This window comes from Bradyrhizobium erythrophlei (genome assembly GCF_900142985.1).
Classification (GTDB): domain Bacteria; phylum Pseudomonadota; class Alphaproteobacteria; order Rhizobiales; family Xanthobacteraceae; genus Bradyrhizobium; species Bradyrhizobium erythrophlei_B.
Genome location: NZ_LT670849.1, coordinates 2,449,762 through 2,468,764, shown reverse-complemented (window position 1 = coordinate 2,468,764; position 19,003 = coordinate 2,449,762). Strand labels below are relative to the sequence as shown.

16 protein-coding genes are annotated in these 19,003 nt (G+C 62.2%); 11 read left to right on the top strand and 5 right to left on the bottom strand.

Features of this window, described 5'->3' with window-relative positions; genetic code table 11:
* Nucleotides 1-111: 111 nt before the first annotated feature.
* The 8 genes from BUA38_RS11500 to BUA38_RS11465 all read left to right on the top strand — a co-directional run bounded on the left by BUA38_RS11500 (nt 112) and on the right by BUA38_RS11465 (nt 10,625).
* Nucleotides 112-1,530, top strand: a complete 1,419-nt coding sequence (locus tag BUA38_RS11500) for a UbiD family decarboxylase (protein ID WP_072818034.1) — start codon at nt 112-114, stop codon at nt 1,528-1,530.
* 72 nt (nt 1,531-1,602) lie between these two features.
* The gene (locus BUA38_RS11495; RefSeq protein WP_072818033.1) at nt 1,603-2,445 is read left to right on the top strand and encodes an AraC family transcriptional regulator; all 843 of its coding nucleotides are present in this window, start codon (nt 1,603-1,605) and stop codon (nt 2,443-2,445) included.
* Nucleotides 2,446-2,575: 130 nt separating this feature from the next.
* Nucleotides 2,576-5,575, top strand: a complete 3,000-nt coding sequence (locus BUA38_RS11490; protein ID WP_072818032.1) for a xanthine dehydrogenase family protein molybdopterin-binding subunit — start codon at nt 2,576-2,578, stop codon at nt 5,573-5,575.
* Nucleotides 5,572-6,384, top strand: coding sequence for an FAD binding domain-containing protein (locus BUA38_RS11485; protein ID WP_072818031.1), 813 nt, complete (start codon nt 5,572-5,574; stop codon nt 6,382-6,384). The genes BUA38_RS11490 and BUA38_RS11485 overlap by 4 nt, the downstream gene beginning before the upstream one ends.
* Nucleotides 6,381-6,902 carry a (2Fe-2S)-binding protein gene (locus BUA38_RS11480; RefSeq protein WP_072818030.1) on the top strand — a complete coding sequence of 174 codons (522 nt, stop codon included), beginning with the start codon at nt 6,381-6,383 and terminating at the stop codon, nt 6,900-6,902. Before BUA38_RS11485 ends, BUA38_RS11480 begins: the two co-directional genes overlap by 4 nt.
* Nucleotides 6,895-8,430 (top strand): AMP-binding protein, encoded by a 1,536-nt coding sequence (locus BUA38_RS11475; protein ID WP_072818029.1) that lies wholly within the window; start codon nt 6,895-6,897, stop codon nt 8,428-8,430. Before BUA38_RS11480 ends, BUA38_RS11475 begins: the two co-directional genes overlap by 8 nt.
* Before the next feature lie 20 nt (nt 8,431-8,450).
* The gene (locus tag BUA38_RS11470) at nt 8,451-9,257 is read left to right on the top strand and encodes an enoyl-CoA hydratase/isomerase family protein (RefSeq protein WP_072818028.1); all 807 of its coding nucleotides are present in this window, start codon (nt 8,451-8,453) and stop codon (nt 9,255-9,257) included.
* A 36-nt stretch (nt 9,258-9,293) separates the two neighbouring features.
* On the top strand, nt 9,294-10,625 hold the full coding sequence (locus BUA38_RS11465; protein ID WP_072818027.1) for an MFS transporter: 1,332 nt from the start codon (nt 9,294-9,296) through the stop codon (nt 10,623-10,625).
* 27 nt (nt 10,626-10,652) lie between these two features.
* On the opposite strand, the gene BUA38_RS11460 is transcribed toward BUA38_RS11465, so the two are convergent.
* From BUA38_RS11460 to BUA38_RS11450, 3 genes are read right to left on the bottom strand one after another with little or no spacing between them, the layout of a single operon-like run.
* Entirely contained in the window at nt 10,653-11,411 is a 759-nt protein-coding gene (locus BUA38_RS11460) for a polysaccharide deacetylase family protein (protein ID WP_072818026.1), read from the bottom strand.
* Nucleotides 11,412-11,424: 13 nt separating this feature from the next.
* Nucleotides 11,425-12,447, bottom strand: coding sequence for a homoserine O-succinyltransferase MetA (metA, locus tag BUA38_RS11455; protein ID WP_072818025.1), 1,023 nt, complete (start codon nt 12,445-12,447; stop codon nt 11,425-11,427).
* 16 nt (nt 12,448-12,463) lie between these two features.
* Nucleotides 12,464-13,768, bottom strand: a complete 1,305-nt coding sequence (locus tag BUA38_RS11450) for an O-acetylhomoserine aminocarboxypropyltransferase/cysteine synthase family protein (RefSeq protein WP_072818024.1) — start codon at nt 13,766-13,768, stop codon at nt 12,464-12,466.
* A 329-nt stretch (nt 13,769-14,097) separates the two neighbouring features.
* On the opposite strand from BUA38_RS11450, the gene BUA38_RS11445 reads away from it, so the two are divergent.
* On the top strand, nt 14,098-14,979 hold the full coding sequence (locus BUA38_RS11445) for a branched-chain amino acid aminotransferase (protein ID WP_072818023.1): 882 nt from the start codon (nt 14,098-14,100) through the stop codon (nt 14,977-14,979).
* Between the two features lie 44 nt (nt 14,980-15,023).
* Here BUA38_RS11445 and BUA38_RS11440 read toward each other — a convergent pair whose 3' ends face one another.
* Both BUA38_RS11440 and BUA38_RS11435 read right to left on the bottom strand, forming a co-directional pair.
* A complete protein-coding gene (locus BUA38_RS11440; protein WP_072818022.1) occupies nt 15,024-15,959 on the bottom strand; it encodes an amino acid--[acyl-carrier-protein] ligase in 936 nt (311 codons plus the stop codon).
* Between the two features lie 28 nt (nt 15,960-15,987).
* Nucleotides 15,988-17,211, bottom strand: a complete 1,224-nt coding sequence (locus BUA38_RS11435) for an acyl-CoA dehydrogenase family protein (protein ID WP_072818021.1) — start codon at nt 17,209-17,211, stop codon at nt 15,988-15,990.
* 294 nt (nt 17,212-17,505) lie between these two features.
* Here BUA38_RS11435 and BUA38_RS11430 point away from each other — a divergent pair, with 294 nt between their 5' ends.
* Nucleotides 17,506-17,775 (top strand): phosphopantetheine-binding protein, encoded by a 270-nt coding sequence (locus BUA38_RS11430; protein WP_072818020.1) that lies wholly within the window; start codon nt 17,506-17,508, stop codon nt 17,773-17,775.
* Between the two features lie 109 nt (nt 17,776-17,884).
* Nucleotides 17,885-19,003 (top strand): alpha/beta hydrolase family protein, encoded by a 1,119-nt coding sequence (locus tag BUA38_RS11425; protein ID WP_072818019.1) that lies wholly within the window; start codon nt 17,885-17,887, stop codon nt 19,001-19,003.

Here is a 19,003-nt window from a genome sequence, read left to right as displayed (position 1 = left end):
AAATTCAAAGCCGTACTAGAAACATATAAATTGCTAGAGCTCCTTTGATTCCGAAGTTCGCATCAGAGGTTGCCGCGACATCATGCGAACTTCGGAATCGGAGCTCTAGTGATGGAAGCCAAGCGTAGCAACACGGATGCAGTGGACCAGGTCGCGCATCCCGATCTGCGCGACTGGCTGCAACGGCTTGCCGTCGCCGACCGTCTTGCGGTGGCCAAGAAGGGCATCTCGCTGATCGATGAGCTCGCCGCGGTCGCCAAAACACTCGAAAATGACCGCGCCGTGCTGTTCCCGGAGCCGGGCGGGCACGCCATCCCGGTCGTCGCCAATCTGTTCGCCGATCGTAGCTGGATCGCGGACTCGGTCGGTGTTCCGGTCGACCGGCTGCTACCGGCCTTCCAGAACGCCGCGCGTCACCCGCTGCCGTGGGTAGAGGTTAAAACCGCGCCGGCGCAGGAGGTCGTGCATGAGAAGGTCGATCTCCTCAAACAGCTGCCGATCCCGAAGCACAACGAACTCGACAGCGGGCCCTACATCACGGCGGCTCTGCTGATCGCGCGCAATCCAAAGACCGGAATCCAGAACGTTTCGATTCACCGCTGCCAGGTCAGCGGGCCCGATCGTATCGGCGTCTTGCTGCTGCCGCGTCACACCCTGCATTATTTCCGGATGGCCGAGGAGGCGGGCGAGGGGCTGGAGATCGCGCTGGTGATCGGGGTGCATCCGGCCTGCATTCTGGCTTCACAGGCGATCGCGGCGCTCGACAGTGACGAAATGGAAATCGCAGGCTCCCTGCTCAATCGCCCGATCGAAATGGTCAAATGCCGCACCAACCGCGTGCGGGTGCCGGCGCATGCGGAGATCGTGATCGAAGGCCGCATCTTGCCCAGGGTTCGCGAGCCCGAAGGGCCGTTCGGCGAGTTCCCGCAATATTACGGCACGCGTGCCGACCGCGAGGTGATCAAGGTCGATGCGATCACCCATCGCAAGGGCGCGATTTTTCACACCATCGTCGGCGGAGGTGTCGAGCATTTGCTGCTGGGCGCGATTCCACGGGAGGCGACGCTGCTCGAGCACTTGCAACGGAGTTTCCCGTCGGTGCGCGATGTCCGTCTCACCCGTGGGGGCACCTGCCGCTATCACCTCGCCGTCAAGGTCGACAAGAGAAGTCAGGGCGAACCGAAGAACATCATCATGGGTGCATTTGGCGGCCACTACGACATCAAGCAGGTCGTCGTGGTCGATATGGACGTCAATATCGACGACGAAACCGAGATCGAATGGGCGGTTGCGACGCGTTTCCAGGCCGATCGCGACCTCGTCGTTGTCGCAGGCGCGCAAGGCTCGAAGCTCGATCCGTCGTCGGACGACGGCATCAGCGCCAAGATGGGGCTTGATGCGACCAAGCCGCTCTCGACCGATGCGATGGAATTCAAGCGCATCCACGTCAAGGGCGTCGAGAATGTCGACCTCGGCAAGGCGCTACAGGCCGACCCAAAAGCAGCTTTTGCGCGGATTGTCGCAGGTTGACGGCAAGGGCCGACAGTCATCATATAATGCAGACGTAACGGCGCGTGGGACGCGTTTTCAGGAACTGATTTGATGTCGACGGCGCTGCGGATTGCGCATGGAATTTTCGGTCGGGTAGCATTGCTCGATATGGACTGGTCGCTGGTCCGGCATGCCCATCCGCATTGCCATGTGCTGCTGAAGGTCGAAGGCGCTGATACCCAGTTCGTCGTCGGCGACAGGATCGCGCCGCTGACCGACAATACCGCGGTGCTGGTGAACGGTTGGCAGCCACACTCTTATGTTCATAACCCCGAGCGGCCGCGCACCGTCATTCTCGCGCTTTATATCGAGCCGAAATGGCTGATGGCCTTCCGGCCGGGTTGGGCCGCCAGCGGCGCACCGGGCTTTTTCAGCCAGCCGTCCGGCGAGGTATCGCCGCATATCCGCGACCTCGCCATGAACCTGTCGGCCGACATGATGGCCCATCCGGAGGCAAAAGCCGAACACGAGGCGCTGCTGTCGGACCTGATGATCGCGGTGATCGAGCGCTTCACGCCATGGCGCAGCTTTCCGGCCTCGATCCGGGAAATGAGCGCCCGCGCCGGCGACTGGCGGATCCGCAAGGCTACCGCCTCGATGCGGTCGGAAACCGGACGCGGCACCGCGCTCGAGTCCTTTGCCCGCGAGGCAGGGCTTTCGCGCGCCCACTTCTTCCGCCTGTTCGAAGCGTCCGTCGGCGTGCCGCCCAAGGTCTATCTCAACGTCGTGCGGATGGAGAAGGCGGTCGACGCGGTGCTCAATCAGTCGGCAAGCGTCTCCGACATCAGCCATCAACTCGGCTTTGCCGAGCCTGCGCATTTCACCCGCTTTTTCCGCAACCACAGCGGCGTCTCACCGCGCGAGTTCCGGAGCGTTTCACGTCTCGCTAGTTGATATTGCGTCGCACACTCTTGCGAAATGAGACGGAATGGTAAGTTTCGGGACCTCTGGATATTGCGGGTAACGAATACCGCTGAATAGCTTTTCCTGACGCACTTTTCTGCGCGGGAGAAACGCTTTTCGGATGGCGGAAGCCACCAGCTCAACGAAAGCCCGTCCGGGGTCCGGCCCGCCTTGGGTCGGCCAGTCGATTGCGCGCGTCGAGGATTCCTCGCTGCTGACCGGCCGTGGCCGCTTCATGGACGATATCGGCGTCCATCCAGGAACGATGCATGCGGCGTTCCTGCGTTCCCCGCACGCGTATGCTGACATTCTCTCAATTGATGTGTCGCAAGCCTTGGCAGCGCGCGGGGTCGTGGCCGTGCTTCATGGCGAGGACATCAAGGCGCTGACCTCGAGCCTTGTGGTGGGCGTCAAGGCGCCGGTCGAATGCTGGCCGATGGCGGTTGGCCGTGTGCGCTATGTCGGCGAGCCCGTGGCGATCGTCGTAGCGGCCGACCGTTATTGTGCCGAAGACGCGGTCGATCTCATCGATGCGCGTTACGAAGTGCGGCCTGCCGTCGTCGATCCGCGTGCGGCGCTGAAGCCGGATGCGCCGGTTCTTCATGATGGCTTTGGCGGCAATATTGCGAGCGACCGCTCGTTCCGCTACGGCGATCCCGAAAGCGCGTTCGCATCCGCGCCGCATCGAATCAGCATCGACGTCTCTTATCCGCGCAATTCCTGCACGCCGATCGAAACCTATGGCGTGGTCGCCGACTACGATGCGAGCGAAGACGCCTATGATGTTCTCGCCAATTTCCAGGGTCCTTTCAGTATCCACGCGGTGCTATCGCGCGCCTTGAAAGTTCCGGGCAATCGATTGCGTTTGCGCACGCCGCCGGATTCCGGCGGTAGTTTTGGCGTCAAACAAGGCGTCTTTCCCTACATCGTTCTGATCGCCGCCGCCGCACGCGCTGCGGGCCGGCCGGTGAAATGGATCGAGGACCGTCTCGAACATCTCACGGCGTCAGTTTCCGCAACCAATCGCGCGATTTCGCTCTCCGCCGCGGTCACGCAGGAGGGCCGCATCCTCGCGCTCGACTGGGATCAGGTTGAAGATTGCGGCGCGCATCTGCGGGCGCCGGAACCCGCCACGCTCTATCGCATGCATGGCAACCTCACTGGCGCATATGACATCCGCCACATGAACGTGCGCAATCGCGTCGTCGTCACCAACAAGACGCCGACCGGATTAAATCGCGGCTTCGGCGGCCCGCAGGTCTATTTCGCGCTGGAGCGTTTGGTTCAGCGCATCGCGCTTGAACTCAAGCTCGATCCGCTCGACGTCATCACGCGCAATCTCGTTCCCGCCGACGCGTTTCCCTACCGGACCGCGAGCGGCGCTCTGCTCGATTCCGGCAACTATCAGGAAGCGGTGCGCCGGGCCGTGCAGGAAGGCACGCTTGCCGAGCTGAAGGCCCGTCGCGACGCCGCGCGGGCGGAAGGGCGTTTCTACGGCATTGGCTATACGGCCGTGGTCGAGCCGAGCGTATCGAATATGGGCTACATCACGACGGTGCTCACGCCGGCCGAACGGCGCAAGGCAGGTCCGAAGAACGGCGCGCAGGCCACCGCAACCGTCGCAATCGATCCGGTCGGCAGCGTGACGGTCCACGTGGCGTCGGTACCGCAAGGGCAGGGTCATCGTACCGTCCTGTCGCAGGTCGTCGCCGACGTGTTCGGCTTGAAGCCGTCCGATATCCGCGTCAACACCGAGATCGATACGGCGAAGGATGCCTGGTCGATCGCGTCCGGCAATTACGCCAGCCGCTTCGCGCCGGCGGTCGCTGGCACTGCCAAGCTTGCCGCAGAGCGCATCGCGGGACGGATGCAGCGCATCGCGGCGAGCCAGTTGAACACGGAGGCCGATGATATCGCCTTCGTGGGAGGCAATGTCGGATCGAAGCGTAATCCGGACAACAAGATTTCGTTCTCGCGCGTTGCGGCGCTCAGTCACTGGTCGCCGGGCGCGTTGCCTGACGGTGTCGGGCAGACCATCCGCGAGACGGTGTTCTGGACGCCGCCGGAACTCACCGCGCCCGACGAGGATGACCACATCAATTCCTCGCTGTGCCATGGCTTTATCTTCGACTTCTGCGGCGTCGAGGTCGATCGCACCACACTGGAAACGCGGATCGATCGCTACGTCACCATGCACGACTGCGGGACGATTCTGCATCCCGCCATGGTCGACGGGCAGGTGCGTGGCGGTTTCGCCCAGGCCGTCGGCGCCGCGCTCTACGAAGAGTATGCTTACGCCGAGGACGGCAGCTTTTTGACCGGAACGCTCGCCGACTATCTGTTGCCGACCGCGGCCGAAGTTCCGACCCCGGTCATCCTTCATATGGAAACGCCCTCGCCGTTCACGCCGCTGGGGTCGAAGGGCGTCGGCGAAGGCAATTGCATGTCGACGCCGGTCTGCATCGCCAATGCGGTGACGGACGCGATCGGGGCCAAAGACCTGGTTCTGCCGCTGGTGCCTGCCAAGCTTGCCGAATTCGTTCGCGGCGCCGAACCCGCAGCGCCGGCACGGCCCGCTTCGCAGGTGGAAGAAAAACACAGTGGCGATCGCAAGTTGCGCGGCGAAGGCGAGGTTGTCGTCAAAGCCATCCCGCAGCAAGTCTGGGACATGCTGCTCGATCCCAACACGCTGGCTGCCGTGATTCCGGGCTGTCATGGCGTCGAGAAAATTTACGACACGCATTTCCGCGCCGATGTGACGCTCGGCATCGGTCCGGTGAAGGGACGCTATCGGGCCGAAGTAAAGCTATCCGACCTCGATCCGCCAAAGGCCGTGACGCTCGCCGGCCACGCGGAAGGCGGACTCGGCTTCGGCAATGGCGAAGGCCGCATCACGCTTCGCCCCGCGCCGGATGGCGGCACCGTGATCCATTACGTTTACGAAGCCGGCATCGGTGGCAAGGTCGCAAGCATCGGTGGCCGGCTCCTGGATGGCGCCGCCAAAGTCATCATCGGGCAATTCTTCGCGGCGTTGGCGCGCAAGGCCGGCGGCGGTTCTTCCGCGCCCGAGCGGGGCTCCTTGTTTGCGCGGCTGCGGCAATGGATCGGAGGGCCACGATGAAGCCCGCCGCGTTCGACTATGTCCGTGCCGAACATCTTGACGAGGTCCTCGACGGGCTCCGCCGCGAAGGCGGCGATGCGCGCATCATCGCCGGCGGGCAGTCGCTGATGCCGATGCTCAACATGCGCCTGGCCAGGCCGAAGACGCTGATCGATATCATGCGTCTCCCGGAGCTGGCGCGCATCGAACACAAAGGCGGCGCCGTCACCGTCGGAGCCGGCGTTCGCCAGGCCGCGCTGCTGGCGTGGCCCGAACTCGGCAAAGCCTTGCATCTCGTCGCGCAGGCGTTGCCGTGGACCGGTCACGTGCAGACCCGAAGCCGCGGCACCGTGTGCGGATCGATTGCGCATGCGGACCCGAGCGCCGAATTGCCGCTGGTGCTGTGCGCGCTTGGCGGCGCTGTGCATCTGCGTAGTGCCAAGCGGCGTCGCCACATTCCGGCCAGGGATTTCTTTGCCGGCATGATGGCGACCACCCGGGAGGACGATGAGCTGATCGAGGCCGTTTCGTTCCCGGCCGGTCAAACCCGTTCCGCGTTTCGCGAGGTGGCGCGCCGCCATGGCGACTTTGCCATTGTTGCCTGCGCGGCGGTTGCAACAGACAAGGGCGTACGGCTCGCGGTCGGCGGCGTCGCCGATATGCCGGCGACGCGCGAGTTTCCCCGGCTCGAAGCCGGCGGGCTCGACGATGCCCTCAACGCCTTTGCCTATGAGCTCGATGCCCGCGACGACGTTCACGCCACAGCGCGCTATCGGCGCGATCTGGTTCGCATGATCGGCAAAGAGCTGATCCGGGAGGTCTCGCGATGAGCCGCTTGCCCGCCAGCCGCCGTCACGCCGTCCAGTTCACGCTCAACGGCAAGCCCTGTAGCGGCGAGGCCGAGCCTCGGATGCTTCTCACGGACTTTCTGCGTCACCAGGTCGGCGCCACCGGAACCCATGTCGGCTGTGAACATGGCGTTTGCGGCGCGTGCACCGTCGAAATCGACGGGAAATTGGCCCGCGCCTGCCTCGCGCTGGCCGTTCAAACCGACGGCTGCGCGGTACGGACTGTTGAAGGGCTTGCACCCGCGCCGGGCCGTCTTGGCATTTTGCAGGCGGCGTTCAAGCGCAATCACGCGTTGCAATGCGGATTTTGTACCGCGGGCATTTTGATGTCGCTCGACCATTTCCTCCGTGAAAACCCGGCACCGAGCGAGGAGGCGGTCCGCGACCTTCTGACCGGTCATCTGTGCCGCTGTACCGGCTACACTCCGATCGTGCGTGCGGCTATGGAGGCTGCGGCGGAGATGGCAGGCGAGGTGAATAGAGAGAACTCCGATGCTTGATCTGGGAACGAGCTTTGTCGGCAGCGTCGCGCGCGATCCGCACGCGCTGGCCGTCGTCGATGATGGTATTCGGCTGACTTACGCCGAATGGTATCGCCGCATTTCGTCGGTGGTCGCATCGTTCGACCGCATCGGGCTGAAGGCCGGCGATCATATCGTCACGGTGCTGCAGAATTGCGAGGCGGCCGCGACCCTGCATTGGGCCTGTCAGATCGCGGGCGTCGTGATCACGCCGATCAACTGGCGTGCCAAGGACGACGAGCTCGATTTCTGCATCGAGAATTCCGAAGCGCGCGCTGTCGTCTATCAGGACGTTTCCGCGCAAGCCGTCGCCAAATCGAAACACGCGCAAAACCTGCCACGTATCGCCGTCGGGTGTGATGACGCCGGCGCCATCGCCTTTGCCGGAATTGTTGCCGAGGCAGCCGTAGACGCGACGCCGCGCGTAACCGCGGAAGACTGGTCGATCATGCTGTATACGTCGGGCACGACGTCGCGACCGAAAGGGGTGCCGCGTCGGCACCGCGCCGAGCGTGCCGCCGGCGTCGCGCATGTTGCGCAAAATCTTTACCGGCGCGGCGAACGCACGCTGGGCGTCATGCCGCTCTATCACACCATGGGGGTTCGCTCGTTGATCGCAATGTCGGTGATCGGCGGCACTTTCGTATGTCTGCCCCGTTACGATACGAAAAAGGCGCTGGCGCTGATCGAAGCGGAAAAAGTCACCAATCTCTATCTGGTGCCGACGCTGTACCACGATCTCGTTCATGCCCGCGAATTTGCCTCGGCCGACGTTTCGAGCGTGCGAAAGCTCGGCTTCGCCGGCGCATCGATGACCGATGGCTTGTTGAAGAAGCTCAATGATGCCTTCCGCCCTGACTTGTTCGTCAATCACTACGGCAGCTCCGAGATCTACACCTTCACGATCGACCAGTGCGCACCGGCCAAGCCGGGCTCGGCGGGCAAGGCCGGGATCAATCAGGAAGTCAGGGTTGTGAAGCTGAATGCGACTTCAGCGGCAGACCTGGCAGCTCCGGAAGAGGAGGGCGAAATCATCGCGCGTCTCGCCGGTGATGAGTCCTTCGATGGTTACTGGCGGCGGCCGGATGCGGACGCGAAATCGTTGCGGGACGGCTGGTATTTCACCGGCGATACCGGCTTCGTCGATTCTGACGGCGATCTCTTCGTCACCGGCCGCGTCGACGACATGATCATCACCGGCGGCGAGAACGTCTCGCCGGTCGAAATCGAAAGCTGCCTGTCGCTGCATCCGACCGTGCTCGAGGTCGCCGTCGTCGGTCTTCCCGACGAAAAATGGGGCAAGGTCGTGACCGCCTTTGTCAGGCGCAAGGCGCCAGTCAGTGAAACCGATCTCGATCAGTTTTGCCGCACCTCGGGGCTTGCCGACTTCAAGCGCCCAAGGCGTTTCGTCTTTGTCGATGCCTTGCCGAAATCCCCGGTCGGAAAATTACTCCGCCGCCTGCTGGTGGCGGGCGACTATCAACCCGAACACGCGCCGCCGGCCTGATCAAGAAGAAAGGATTCACCATGGCTTCCACTTACACCTTCGCGGACCCGAGGCTCGCCAAGCTCGACGGTTTCCAGGTCGAGATCGATGAGGCACGTGAACGCGCCGATATCATCCTCAACCGGCCGCCGCTCAACGTCGTCTCGATGCCGGAACGCGACCAGCTTCGCCTTGTGTTCGAGACGCTGGACGAGGATGCGCGCGTGCGCGTCATTGTCGTGCGCTCGGTCGGCGAGCATTTCTCTTCAGGCGGCAACATCGGCGGCTTCATGGAAGCGACGCCGGAGAAGGTTTCCCAGCTCGCCTGGAACATCGCCTCGCCCGCCCGTTGTTCGAAGCCCGTGATCGTCGCCAACCGCGGCTACTGCTTCGGTGTCGGCTTCGAATTGTCGCTGGCTTGCGATTTCCGCATCATTTCCGAGACCACGCTTTACGCCTTGCCCGAGCAGAAGCTCGGGCAGATCCCGGGCTCCGGCGGTTCGGCGCGGCTGCAGAAGATGGTCGGAATTACCCGCACCAAGGACATCGTGATGCGATCGAAGCGCATCACGGCGAAGCAGGCCTTTGACTGGGGCATCGCTACCGAATGCGTTCCGGATGCCGAGCTTGAAAAAGCGACCGACAGACTGGTCGACGAACTCCGCACCTTCTCGCCGCTGGCGCAGCGAACGGCCAAAAAACTCCTCAACGACACCGAGGATTCGACGCTGTCGATTGCGATCGAACTGGAAGGCCATTGTTACAGCCGCCTGCGCCAGTCAGATGATTTCAAGGAGGGGGTCGAGGCGTTCAACGCCAAGCGGCCGCCGAAATTTATCGGAAGCTGAATTCGATCGTAATTTTCGGGGACATTGGAGGGATAAATGTCGATTGCTGATTCAAAGAGTATCGAGCTGTCACTGCCGGTCGATGCGAGGCAAAAGCGAAACGCGCTCGTCGCATCGGTCCTCGGCTGGTCACTGGACCTGTTTGACTTGTTCATTTTGCTCTATGTCGCGCCCGTTGTCGGGGCCCTGTTCTTCCCGTCGACTGTCCCGACTTTGTCGCTGGCAGCGGTGTATGCCTCGTTCGCCGTGACCTTGCTGATGCGCCCGTTTGGTTCGGCGATCTTCGGCCATTATGCCGACGTTCACGGCCGCAAGAATGCGATGTTCGTCGCCATCATTGGCGTCGGCTTTTCGACAGCCGCGTTCGGTTTGTTGCCGACGATCGCGCAGGCCGGCGCCGTGGCGCCGATCCTGTTCCTGGTGCTGCGGCTGATTCAGGGTGTGTTTGTCGGAGGGGTCGTCGCCTCGACCCACACCATCGGGACCGAGTCGGCGACGCCTGAGCGGCGCGGCGCCATGTCCGGGCTCATCGGCGGCGGCGGCGCCGGGCTTGGTGCGCTGCTCGCCTCGTTCATCTTCCTGATCACGTCGTCGATCTTCCCGGGCGACGCGTTCGCGGTATGGGGATGGCGCTGCATGTTCTTCTCCGGCCTGCTCAGTTCACTGCTCGGCTGGTTTATTTTCAACAGCCTGGAGGAGTCGCCCTTCTTCAAGGAGAAGCAGAGGCAGAAGGCCGCCGGCGTAGCTAGCGTAACCGAGGCGCCAGTCAAAACGCTGTTTTCGAGCAGCTGGCGCAACGTGCTGCTGCTCAACCTGCTGGTGACGTTTGGCGGCGGCGCCGGCTACTACATCACCTCAGGCTATCTGCCGTCGTTCCTCAAGGTCGTGAACAACGTTCCCAATAACGTTTCCTCGCTCATTCTGATGGGAGCGAGCGTGGTAGCGATCGTATCGGCGATTGCCGTCGGCGCGCTCAGCGACACCATCGGGCGCAAGAAGACGTTTCTTCTTGCCGGCGTCTGCATGATCGTCTTGTTGCCGCTCTGTTATCTCGGCATGGCCGCGGCCAAAGACACCACCACGATCACGCTTTATGCTCTGGCAATCGCTTTCCTGGGCAATGCCGGTTACGCGCCGATTCTCATCTTCCTCAACGAGCGTTTCCCGACCGAGATTCGGGCCAGCGGCACCGGCCTGTCGTGGAATATCGGCTTTGCACTCGGCGGCATGATGCCGACTTTCGTCTCACTGGCGGCCGGTAGCCCCGCGCAAATTCCGACGTCGCTCGCGACGTTCGCGGTGGTGATCTTTGCGATTTATCTCGTCGGCGCGTTCCTGGTCCCGGAGACCAAAGGCAATTTGCGCTGACGGCGAAGAAATCCCGGCAAACAAGGCCTAAGCGCCGGCCGCATCCAGCGCGCCGGCGACGGTCTTGATGGCGACGTTGCGCTTTGCTGCTGCATCGAGCGCGTGCCTCAGCAAGGTCGGTGTGCAGCCATAGGGGCTGGGCCTGGCGGTCACGTCGTGGCCGTAGAAAATCAGCCAGCCGTTGGTGTCGACGAGCGCATCGAAGGCGCGATCGATGCCATCCCTATCGATGTTCCGGTCGATGAGCGGAGTGGAACGCAGGTATTGCAAGTCCACTACGCCGCTGTTGACCCCCGGAATGATGCTACGGGAGGATCGAAAGGTCTTCGCGAGCTGCGCCTTGCGCCATACCGACCCCAATCCGTAAGGGTAGGCAAAATTGTCGATCTGAATCGAGGGGGCCAGGCTACGCAGATAATTGCGGTTCTGCTCGACTTCGGCGGCCAGGCGGGAGGCATCGAGTTCGGTCGCGGGCTGGTGCGAGAAGGTATGGCAGGCGATCTCGTGGCCTCGCCGGTGCAATTGCACGATATCGCCGGCGCTGACGCCTTGCCAATGGTCGCACCATTTATCCACCAGGCTGCCCGACACGTAGAACGTTCCCTTGGCATCGTACTGGTCGAGAATGGAGACGCCGTCGGTAGCCGCGCTTTCTGGAAAATCGTCGAACGTGAAGCTGACCATCGGCCGTTCGTTGCGCAGCCTGAGCGGCGTTACACTGAAGTATCGCGACAAACGGTTGCTGACGCGCGCTTGCAGTGTCGGCCGTTCGGGTTGTTCAGCCATCTCAGCCGTCCGATCAGAGGTTGGCTTCTGGAGAAACGGCCCGCGCACGCGCGGAAAGAAAACCGATCCAGTTGCGGAACATGACGGTGGCGGCCGCGCCCATCGCAATATCTTCCCGAAGCGTGCGCTCGGGCAGTTCGGCGATCAGTGCTGGGCGGCGTTCGTTCTGGGCGCGCAGCGCAAAGGCCGTAAGCCGCAGTTCGGTCCCCGTATCGAAGTAGCCGACGGGAATGCCCGGATAACGGTCGCGTTCGCCCGCGAGAAACCGCGCGATGTCGCGAAGGTATTCGCGCTCCAGCGACAAGGCTTCGTACTCGGGGTGCCCCTGGAAGAAGATAAACTGGCTGCCGAAATCCTTGGCAAAACTGTTGACGCCGCCGCGCGGCAGCTGCGAAAGCAATTGATAGCCGTTTGCGGTCAGTTCATCGGCGCGCAATTCGTTGAGACGCGAGTGCGCCACCTTGAAGGGGGAGGGAAGGCCATCCGTCAGCCAGTGAGGCGAAACGCTGGCGCAGTCATAGACGCCGGAGCACTTGGTCTCAAGCGGTTTGCGTTCGATGCCGTCGAGATACAGCACTGCGGCATGGGCGGCCAGGCATGACCAGATCGTCGAATGGGTGTTTTCCTTCGCCCAGTCGATAATGTCAGTAAGGTCGCGCCAATAGGCCTCGTCGTTCAGGTTTGCGGTATGAGGTTCGGCGCCGGTGATAATCAATCCGTCGATCGGCAGCCGGTCGAGCTCGGCGATATCGGTGTATTGACCATCGATGCGCCCTTTCGCCGATTGCGAGCGGCTCACGGATGCCAGCGAGAAACAGTGGAAATCGATGCGGACGTCGCCGGCTGCCTGCCTCAGCAGGCGCATGAACTGGCGTTCGGTCGCTTTCAGCGCAGAGTCCGGCATATTGTTGATGAGCCCGATCGTGAGGTCGGCATCGACGTTTTTCGGGTGACCGAGCTTGTCCTCTCGCCGCTGTTGCGCCGGTACGAGACCCGGACTGACGATCAGTCGCCGTTTTTCCAACAGAACGGTCATGTCGCGCCCGGTGAGTTCACTCTGCCGCTTCGAGCCGGTTGCGCTTCGAGCTTGCTTTCGCCAGCGCCTGGTCGATGTCCTCGATGATGTCGTCGGCGTGCTCGATGCCGATCGAAAGGCGAATCGTTTCGGGCAGGATGCCGGCCATACGCTGCTGCTCCGCAGTCATCTGGCGGTGGGTGGTCGAGGCCGGATGGCAGGCGAGCGACTTCGCATCGCCGATATTGACCAGCCGCGTGATCAAATTGAGCGAGTCGTAGAACACCTTGCCGGCTTCCATGCCGCCCCTGATGCCGAAAGTGAACAGCGAGGAAGCCCTGCCGTTGAGATATTTCGCGACCAGCGGGTAATAGGGGCTGTCGGCAAAGCCGGCATAGTTGATCCAATCGACGCGCGGATCGTTGCGCAGGAACTCGGCGACCTTGCGGGCGTTTTCGACATGCCGTTCGACACGAAGCGCGACGGTCTCGATGCCTTGCAAAAGCAGGAACGCGTTGAATGGCGACAGCACCGCGCCCATGGTGCGCTGATAGACGCTGCGCGCGCGTTCGATGAAGGCCTTCTCGCCGAAACGTTCCGCATAGACGAGGCCGTGATAGGAGGCATCCGGCTGGTTGTAGCCCGGGAAGCGGTCGGCATGATCGGCCCAGCGGAAGCGGCCGCTGTCGACGATGGCGCCGCCGAGCGTGGTGCCGTGGCCGCCGAGAAACTTGGTCAGCGAGTGAATGGCGATGTCGGCGCCGTAGTCGAACGGCTTGAGCAGGATCGGTGTCGCAACCGTGTTGTCCACCACCAGCGGCACGCCGTGACGATGGGCGACTTTCGCCAGCGCCTCGATGTCGCAGACGTTGCCGGCGGGATTTCCGATCGTTTCGGCAAACACCGCTTTGGTGTTTTCATCGATCAGTTTTTCGATCGCGTCGGCCTTGTCGCTTTCGGCGAAGTGGGTAACGATGCCCTGGCGCGGCAGAATGTGGCCGAGCAGCGTGTGTGTGGTGCCATAAAGCTGCGGCACGGAGACGATGTTGCCGCCGCCGTCGGCGAGATTGACGATGGAAAAGTGCAGCGCGGCCTGACCGCTCGCAACCGCAAGTGAGCCAACGCCGCCTTCGAGCTCGGTGATGCGCTTTTCGAGCACCGACGTGGTCGGATTGGCGATCCGGCTGTAGCGATAGCCTTCGGCTTCGAGATTGAAGAGCGCGGCGCCGTGGTCGGCGCTGTCGAACGCGTAGGAAGCCGTTTGATAGATCGGAACGGCAACCGATTTGGTGGCTGAATCGGGTTCGTAGCCGGCGTGAATGGCAATGGTTTCGCTGCGCATCGGTCCACCTCTACGTTCTTCGCGTAACGCACTTTCAGCGTGCTTTTTTCCCAAGCCAATGTGTTAGATGGCGGCCGTCAAGCCTTCAATAATTCGCGGCAAGATTGACGAAATAACCCTAATGATTGCGCGCGCGTTGATTAAAGCTGCGAACAATTTCGTCATGACTTCGTAACCATGTTTGGCGGGCTACCGCCGCGTGGGCGGCGCGGCAGCGCGCATCAGATCGCGGTTCCGCATTGCGCGTGTGCCATGGAAAAGGAAATCCTTAGGAAATTCGGACAATATGGATGCTATCGTCCACTGTGACGCGGGTTACGAGATCGCAAATGGCCATATCAACCCCGACCGTGAAGCCGGTCGACTTTTCCGAGACCTTAACCTTCTTTGAAGGCGACTGGCACGGCGGCAATGTGCCGATCATGGGCCCCCGCACCCACGGCGCGTGGCTTGCCTCGACGGTGTTCGATGGCGCCCGCGCTTTCGAGGGCGTGGCGCCGGATCTCGAGGCGCATTGCGAGCGTGTCAATCGTTCCGCGGTCAACTTCAAACTCAAGCCTGTTGTCAACGTTGAAACCTGGCTGGCATTGGCCCGCGAGGGCATCGCGCGCTTCGGCGCCAAGGCAGAGCTTTACATCCGGCCGATGTATTGGGCGCAGACCGGCAGCGGCGGCGGCGTCCTGTTCGATCCGGAGACGACGAACTGGTGCCTGTGCATCTATGCGGCGCCGATGCCGCCGATCACGGGTTCAGCGATCACGCTGTCGCCGTTTCGTCGCCCGACCATGGAAAGCGCGCCGGTCGATTGCAAGGCGGGCTGTCTCTACCCGAACAATTCACGCGCCCTGATCGAGGCGCAATCGCGCGGCTTCAACAATTGCCTGATGCTCGACATGCTCGGCAATGTCGCCGAGTTCGGCAATTCGAACGTGTTCATGGCCAAGGACGGCGTGGTTTATACGCCGGCGCCGAACGGAACGTTCCTCAACGGAATCACGCGGCAGCGGGTGATCAGCCTGTTGCGCGCCGATGGCGTAACGGTTGTCGAGACCACGCTCAAGTATCAGGACTTCGCCGGTGCCGACGAAATCTTCTCCAGCGGCAATTTTGCCAAGGTCGCGCCGGTGATCCGGATCGACGACCGTTCATTGCAGCCAGGCCCGTTGTTCCAGCGGGCGCGCAAGCTGTACTGGGAGTTTGCGCATCGCTGACGCCGCCGGCAAGGCAGCGGCTCAGATCAGCCGCTTTCTAAGATTTAGAGGCCCAGAACCTCGCGGACGGACGTCGGCCACTTCGCGAGATCCGTGCCATGGGTCTGGAACATCGCTACCGCCAGCCGGTCCATCCCGAACGCGACGCAGCCAGTATGGGCCGGGGCGCCTGCGGCATCCTGGATGTCCCAGGTCGTGCCGAAATGCTCGCGGTGATAGTTGAAGCTCATGCAGGCCGTCGGCTGTTCTTCGGAGCGCAGCGGAACCAGCAATTCGAACTTCAGCGATTGCTGCATTTGGCTCACCGCCTTCATCTGACCGACGCGGCCGAAGAAGGGGTCACTGGCATAATCGACGCGGAAGGCGAGGCCGAGGTCGCTGGCGATTGCTTGCGCCCGAACCATCCAGCGCTCGCGGAAATCGGACACGTCATCGGGGGTGCCGATGCAGACATATTCCCGCATCCGGAAGGATTGCAGCCGGTCGAGATGACGCGACGGCTCGCGCCGGAAGCAATCGGCCGCAACGTCGAAACGCAGGCCGCCTTGCGGCAGCCGGCCTCGGGCGGCCGCGATCGGATAAACCGGATAACAGGCTGCCGGCGAGAGCACGAGATCGGCTGGCGAGAGCGAGGTCGTCCATTCGCCGCCGGCGTCGAAGCGGCTGACGGCCTCGTTGATCTCGCGCTCGGTGCCGTGCAAGCCGCAAACGCAGCCAAGCAGGTTCGGAAAGCTCTTTAGATAGCCGGATTTCTCGAGCTGGGCGCGGTTCATGACCGGCGGAAAGCGCATCACTTCCGTGCCGGCTTCGCGGTGCCGGGTGATCAGCGCGGTCAAGCGCTCGATCATGTGCTCATAGAGTTCGGTCCGGGCGTAAACGCCATCGGTGCCCATCTTGTGAAACAGCTTGTCGGCCAGATGGTCGAGCGGATCGGCGGGCTGGGCGTTTTCAACCTTATTGGATCGGACGACGACGTTCATGTTCGGCCTTCCCTTTATTATTGTGAGATCAGTCGCGCAAGCTCGTCGGCACCGAGCTCATGAGGCTCGTGGTGGCAATGTTCGAAAGAATGCGATCGTTGTTGATCATGATCGGCGAGGACAGCACGTCGCGCAGCAGGCGGCCGACGCTGAAATCGCCGTCGTTGCGATAGCCGGCGAGCCCGCAGGCCCGCATCGCGCTCATCACGGTCTCGACCGCGAGCTCGGAAGCTTCCACCTTGAGCAAGTTGATCGATGACTGGAAGTCGATCGATGATAATGCCCGCTCGTCGTGCTCGTGGGCAGCATATGCATCGAGATTGGCGGTGATGATGGCGCGGAGCTTGGCGAGTGTCATTCTGGCTGCGTTGAAATGGGCTGCTCCAGGCGGCATCTGGCCACCTGCGCCGCGAGCAGCCTTTCGGATAAAGGCTTGGGCGCGCTCGACGCTTGCTGCCGCAATACCGGCCCAGGCGGACGACCAGCACAAATGCGCCACTGGCGTCATCGTCTGGGCATGGATCTTGTCATAGCCTTCGGGGAAGATCTGGTCGCTGTTCCCCTTGAATTTCAGCTCAAAGCCAGCGCTACAGGTTCCGCGCATGCCGAGCGTCTCCCACTCGACGCTCTTCGTCAGCGAGTAGTCGTCCTTGGTGATTGCAAGCAATACCTGGTCGGAGCCCGCCGCGTCGTCGTCACGCCGGGCAATCGTAACAATGCCGTCGGCCTGTGCGCCATAGGAGATCACGGTCGCGTTGCGAACCAGCGAGATTTCGGCGCCGGCGCGTTCGACGGCCGCGGACGAATAGCGGATGTTGCCGCCGTTTTGACCTTCGGTGGTCGACGAAGCCAGCAGCATCTGTTCGGACGCGACGCGGCGCATCAGCGCTTCGTGCCAGGCGCTGCCGGTTCCATGCCTCACCAGACACGCAATCTTGGTCTGATGCATAGCGAAGATCATCGCGGTCGAAGAGCAGGCGCGGCCGAGCGCATAGCACATGTCGGTGATATCGAAGATCGAGGCGCCGTCGCCGCCGAAAGCTTTCGGAATCTGGACACCCAGCAGCCGCTCAGTGCGGGCGGTATCGATGGCCTTTTGCGGGAAGCGTGCGCCGCGATCGACGTCTTCGGCGTCCGCGGCTGCTGCGGCTGCCGTTGCCGCTATTCGTTTTGGAAAGGAACTGCGATCGATGAATTGTTCGCCGGTATTCTCCGCGCCGAGGTCACGAAAACTGGCTTGCTGAACGTTCATAGCCGATGTGCCTCGAAGGAGAACTTCCGATCGAGCGACACGCTTAAAGATTTAATTCAAATGCGTCGATGAAATTCGAGGTAAACGACTGCCGTTTCGTCGACGAAAGTTAATCGGGCGTTTTCTCAATGCCTCATTTTTTAACGACTCTCATTAGCGTTAAAAGCGGAACAAAGTTTTTGTTCAAACGGGATTCACTGTTCTTAAGAGAATAGCGGATTTATAGTTCGCGCCGTCACGGCTTGCATGTCTTGCGAGCAGTGATGGGATCAGTGCGACAGGCAGGAAATCGAAATGCAGGCTGTTAGCGACGTTCAGGGCAGATTGTTCGTTCTTGTCAAATCCATTCTCAAGCAGAATGCAATTGCTGCCAATGTCGAGCCGACGACGCTGCTGGTGGATGTCGGTCTGACGTCGATGGACATGGTCAATCTGATGCTTGCCGTCGAGGCGGAGTTCGATTTCACGATTCCGCAGACCGAGATCACGCCGGAAAACTTCCAGTCGGTCGGCACGCTGACCCGTCTGGTGATGAGCCAGCTCGCTCCCGCGAGTGCGGCCTGACGGCCGGCTCCGCAAGAGCTGTTGAGTTCGTTCGAGACAGGATTGCGTTAAGAAGCCCCGCCGATAGACTCGACGGCAACGTTCCTGTCTGACGAATCGGCGCGGCTCCATGACATCGATGAAATGCGCCGCGAGGATGGCCGCGTGCCTGCTGCTCCTGGTCGGTCTGCCCCTGACGGCGCGGGCCGATGAACTGCGCACTGACGCCATCAAAATTCCGATTGCTGTGCCGGGTAACGCTCGTCCCCTCGAACTAGAAGCCATTGTGGTGCGGCCCGACGACGGGCAAGCCCATCCGCTTGCGGTGCTGAACCACGGTTCTCCGCGAGACTCCGACGGTCGTCCGGCCATGTCGCCCTACCGCCTGTGGCCGCAGGCGGTCGCGTTTGCGCGGCGGGGCTGGGTCGCGGTCGTCGCCATGCGCCGCGGTTACGGAAGCTCGCAAGGCGAGTGGGCAGAAAGCTACGGCTCGTGTTCGGAGCCGGATTACACGAGAGCGGGGCGGGCAGGGGCAAACGACATTGCCGCCGTCGGCAAATATATGAGTGGCCAGTCCTATGTCAGCCAAGGCAAGTGGATCAGCGTCGGTCACTCGGCCGGCGCCTTTGCAACCGTTGCCCTGACGTCCGAACCTCCGCCTGGTCTGGCTGCCGCGATCGCATTCGCGCCGGGGAGGGGGTCGACGGCGCCGGATGCGGTGTGCGGCGAGAAGCAGCTCGTTGCGGCATTCGCGAGCTACGGCAAGACATCGCGGCTGCCGCTGTTATGGGTCGCGACCGATAACGATCACTTCTTCGGGCCGCGGCTGGTGCCGCTGTTGACGGACGCTTTTTCGAAGGCAGGCGGCGACCTCACCTTCGTCAAGACGGCAGCATTCGGTGACGACGGCCATCAGCTGTTCACGACAGCGAACGGCATGCCGATCTGGTCACCGATCGTCGACCGCTTTCTGGCGGCGAACGGCCTCGCGCTACGCGACCGTCTGATCGATGTGACGCCGCCGAATGTGGCCGCGCCGGCAGGCTTAAGCAGCAACGGCCGCGAGACTTTCAAGACCTACCTGGAGAGTGGCCCCAACAAGGCTTTTGCGGCAGGCGATTCGCGATTTGGATGGGCCTCCGGGCGCCGGACGGCAGACGAGGCGCGGAAGGCCGCGATGGATTACTGCGTGTCCGGCACTTCGGCGAAGTGCCGGATCGTCAACGTCAATAATCAAGCGATCCAGTAG

What these genes read in the sequence shown, in the direction of transcription:
- BUA38_RS11500 (WP_072818034.1), top strand. Translation starts at nt 112, where the DNA reads ATGGAAGCCAAGCGTAGCAACACGGATGCAGTGGACCAGGTCGCGCAT.
- BUA38_RS11495 (WP_072818033.1), top strand. Translation starts at nt 1,603, where the DNA reads ATGTCGACGGCGCTGCGGATTGCGCATGGAATTTTCGGTCGGGTAGCA.
- BUA38_RS11490 (WP_072818032.1), top strand. Translation starts at nt 2,576, where the DNA reads ATGGCGGAAGCCACCAGCTCAACGAAAGCCCGTCCGGGGTCCGGCCCG.
- BUA38_RS11485 (WP_072818031.1), top strand. Translation starts at nt 5,572, where the DNA reads ATGAAGCCCGCCGCGTTCGACTATGTCCGTGCCGAACATCTTGACGAG.
- BUA38_RS11480 (WP_072818030.1), top strand. Translation starts at nt 6,381, where the DNA reads ATGAGCCGCTTGCCCGCCAGCCGCCGTCACGCCGTCCAGTTCACGCTC.
- BUA38_RS11475 (WP_072818029.1), top strand. Translation starts at nt 6,895, where the DNA reads ATGCTTGATCTGGGAACGAGCTTTGTCGGCAGCGTCGCGCGCGATCCG.
- BUA38_RS11470 (WP_072818028.1), top strand. Translation starts at nt 8,451, where the DNA reads ATGGCTTCCACTTACACCTTCGCGGACCCGAGGCTCGCCAAGCTCGAC.
- BUA38_RS11465 (WP_072818027.1), top strand. Translation starts at nt 9,294, where the DNA reads ATGTCGATTGCTGATTCAAAGAGTATCGAGCTGTCACTGCCGGTCGAT.
- BUA38_RS11460 (WP_072818026.1), bottom strand. Translation starts at nt 11,411, where the DNA reads ATGGCTGAACAACCCGAACGGCCGACACTGCAAGCGCGCGTCAGCAAC.
- metA (WP_072818025.1), bottom strand. Translation starts at nt 12,447, where the DNA reads ATGACCGTTCTGTTGGAAAAACGGCGACTGATCGTCAGTCCGGGTCTC.
- BUA38_RS11450 (WP_072818024.1), bottom strand. Translation starts at nt 13,768, where the DNA reads ATGCGCAGCGAAACCATTGCCATTCACGCCGGCTACGAACCCGATTCA.
- BUA38_RS11445 (WP_072818023.1), top strand. Translation starts at nt 14,098, where the DNA reads ATGGCCATATCAACCCCGACCGTGAAGCCGGTCGACTTTTCCGAGACC.
- BUA38_RS11440 (WP_072818022.1), bottom strand. Translation starts at nt 15,959, where the DNA reads ATGAACGTCGTCGTCCGATCCAATAAGGTTGAAAACGCCCAGCCCGCC.
- BUA38_RS11435 (WP_072818021.1), bottom strand. Translation starts at nt 17,211, where the DNA reads ATGAACGTTCAGCAAGCCAGTTTTCGTGACCTCGGCGCGGAGAATACC.
- BUA38_RS11430 (WP_072818020.1), top strand. Translation starts at nt 17,506, where the DNA reads ATGCAGGCTGTTAGCGACGTTCAGGGCAGATTGTTCGTTCTTGTCAAA.
- BUA38_RS11425 (WP_072818019.1), top strand. Translation starts at nt 17,885, where the DNA reads ATGACATCGATGAAATGCGCCGCGAGGATGGCCGCGTGCCTGCTGCTC.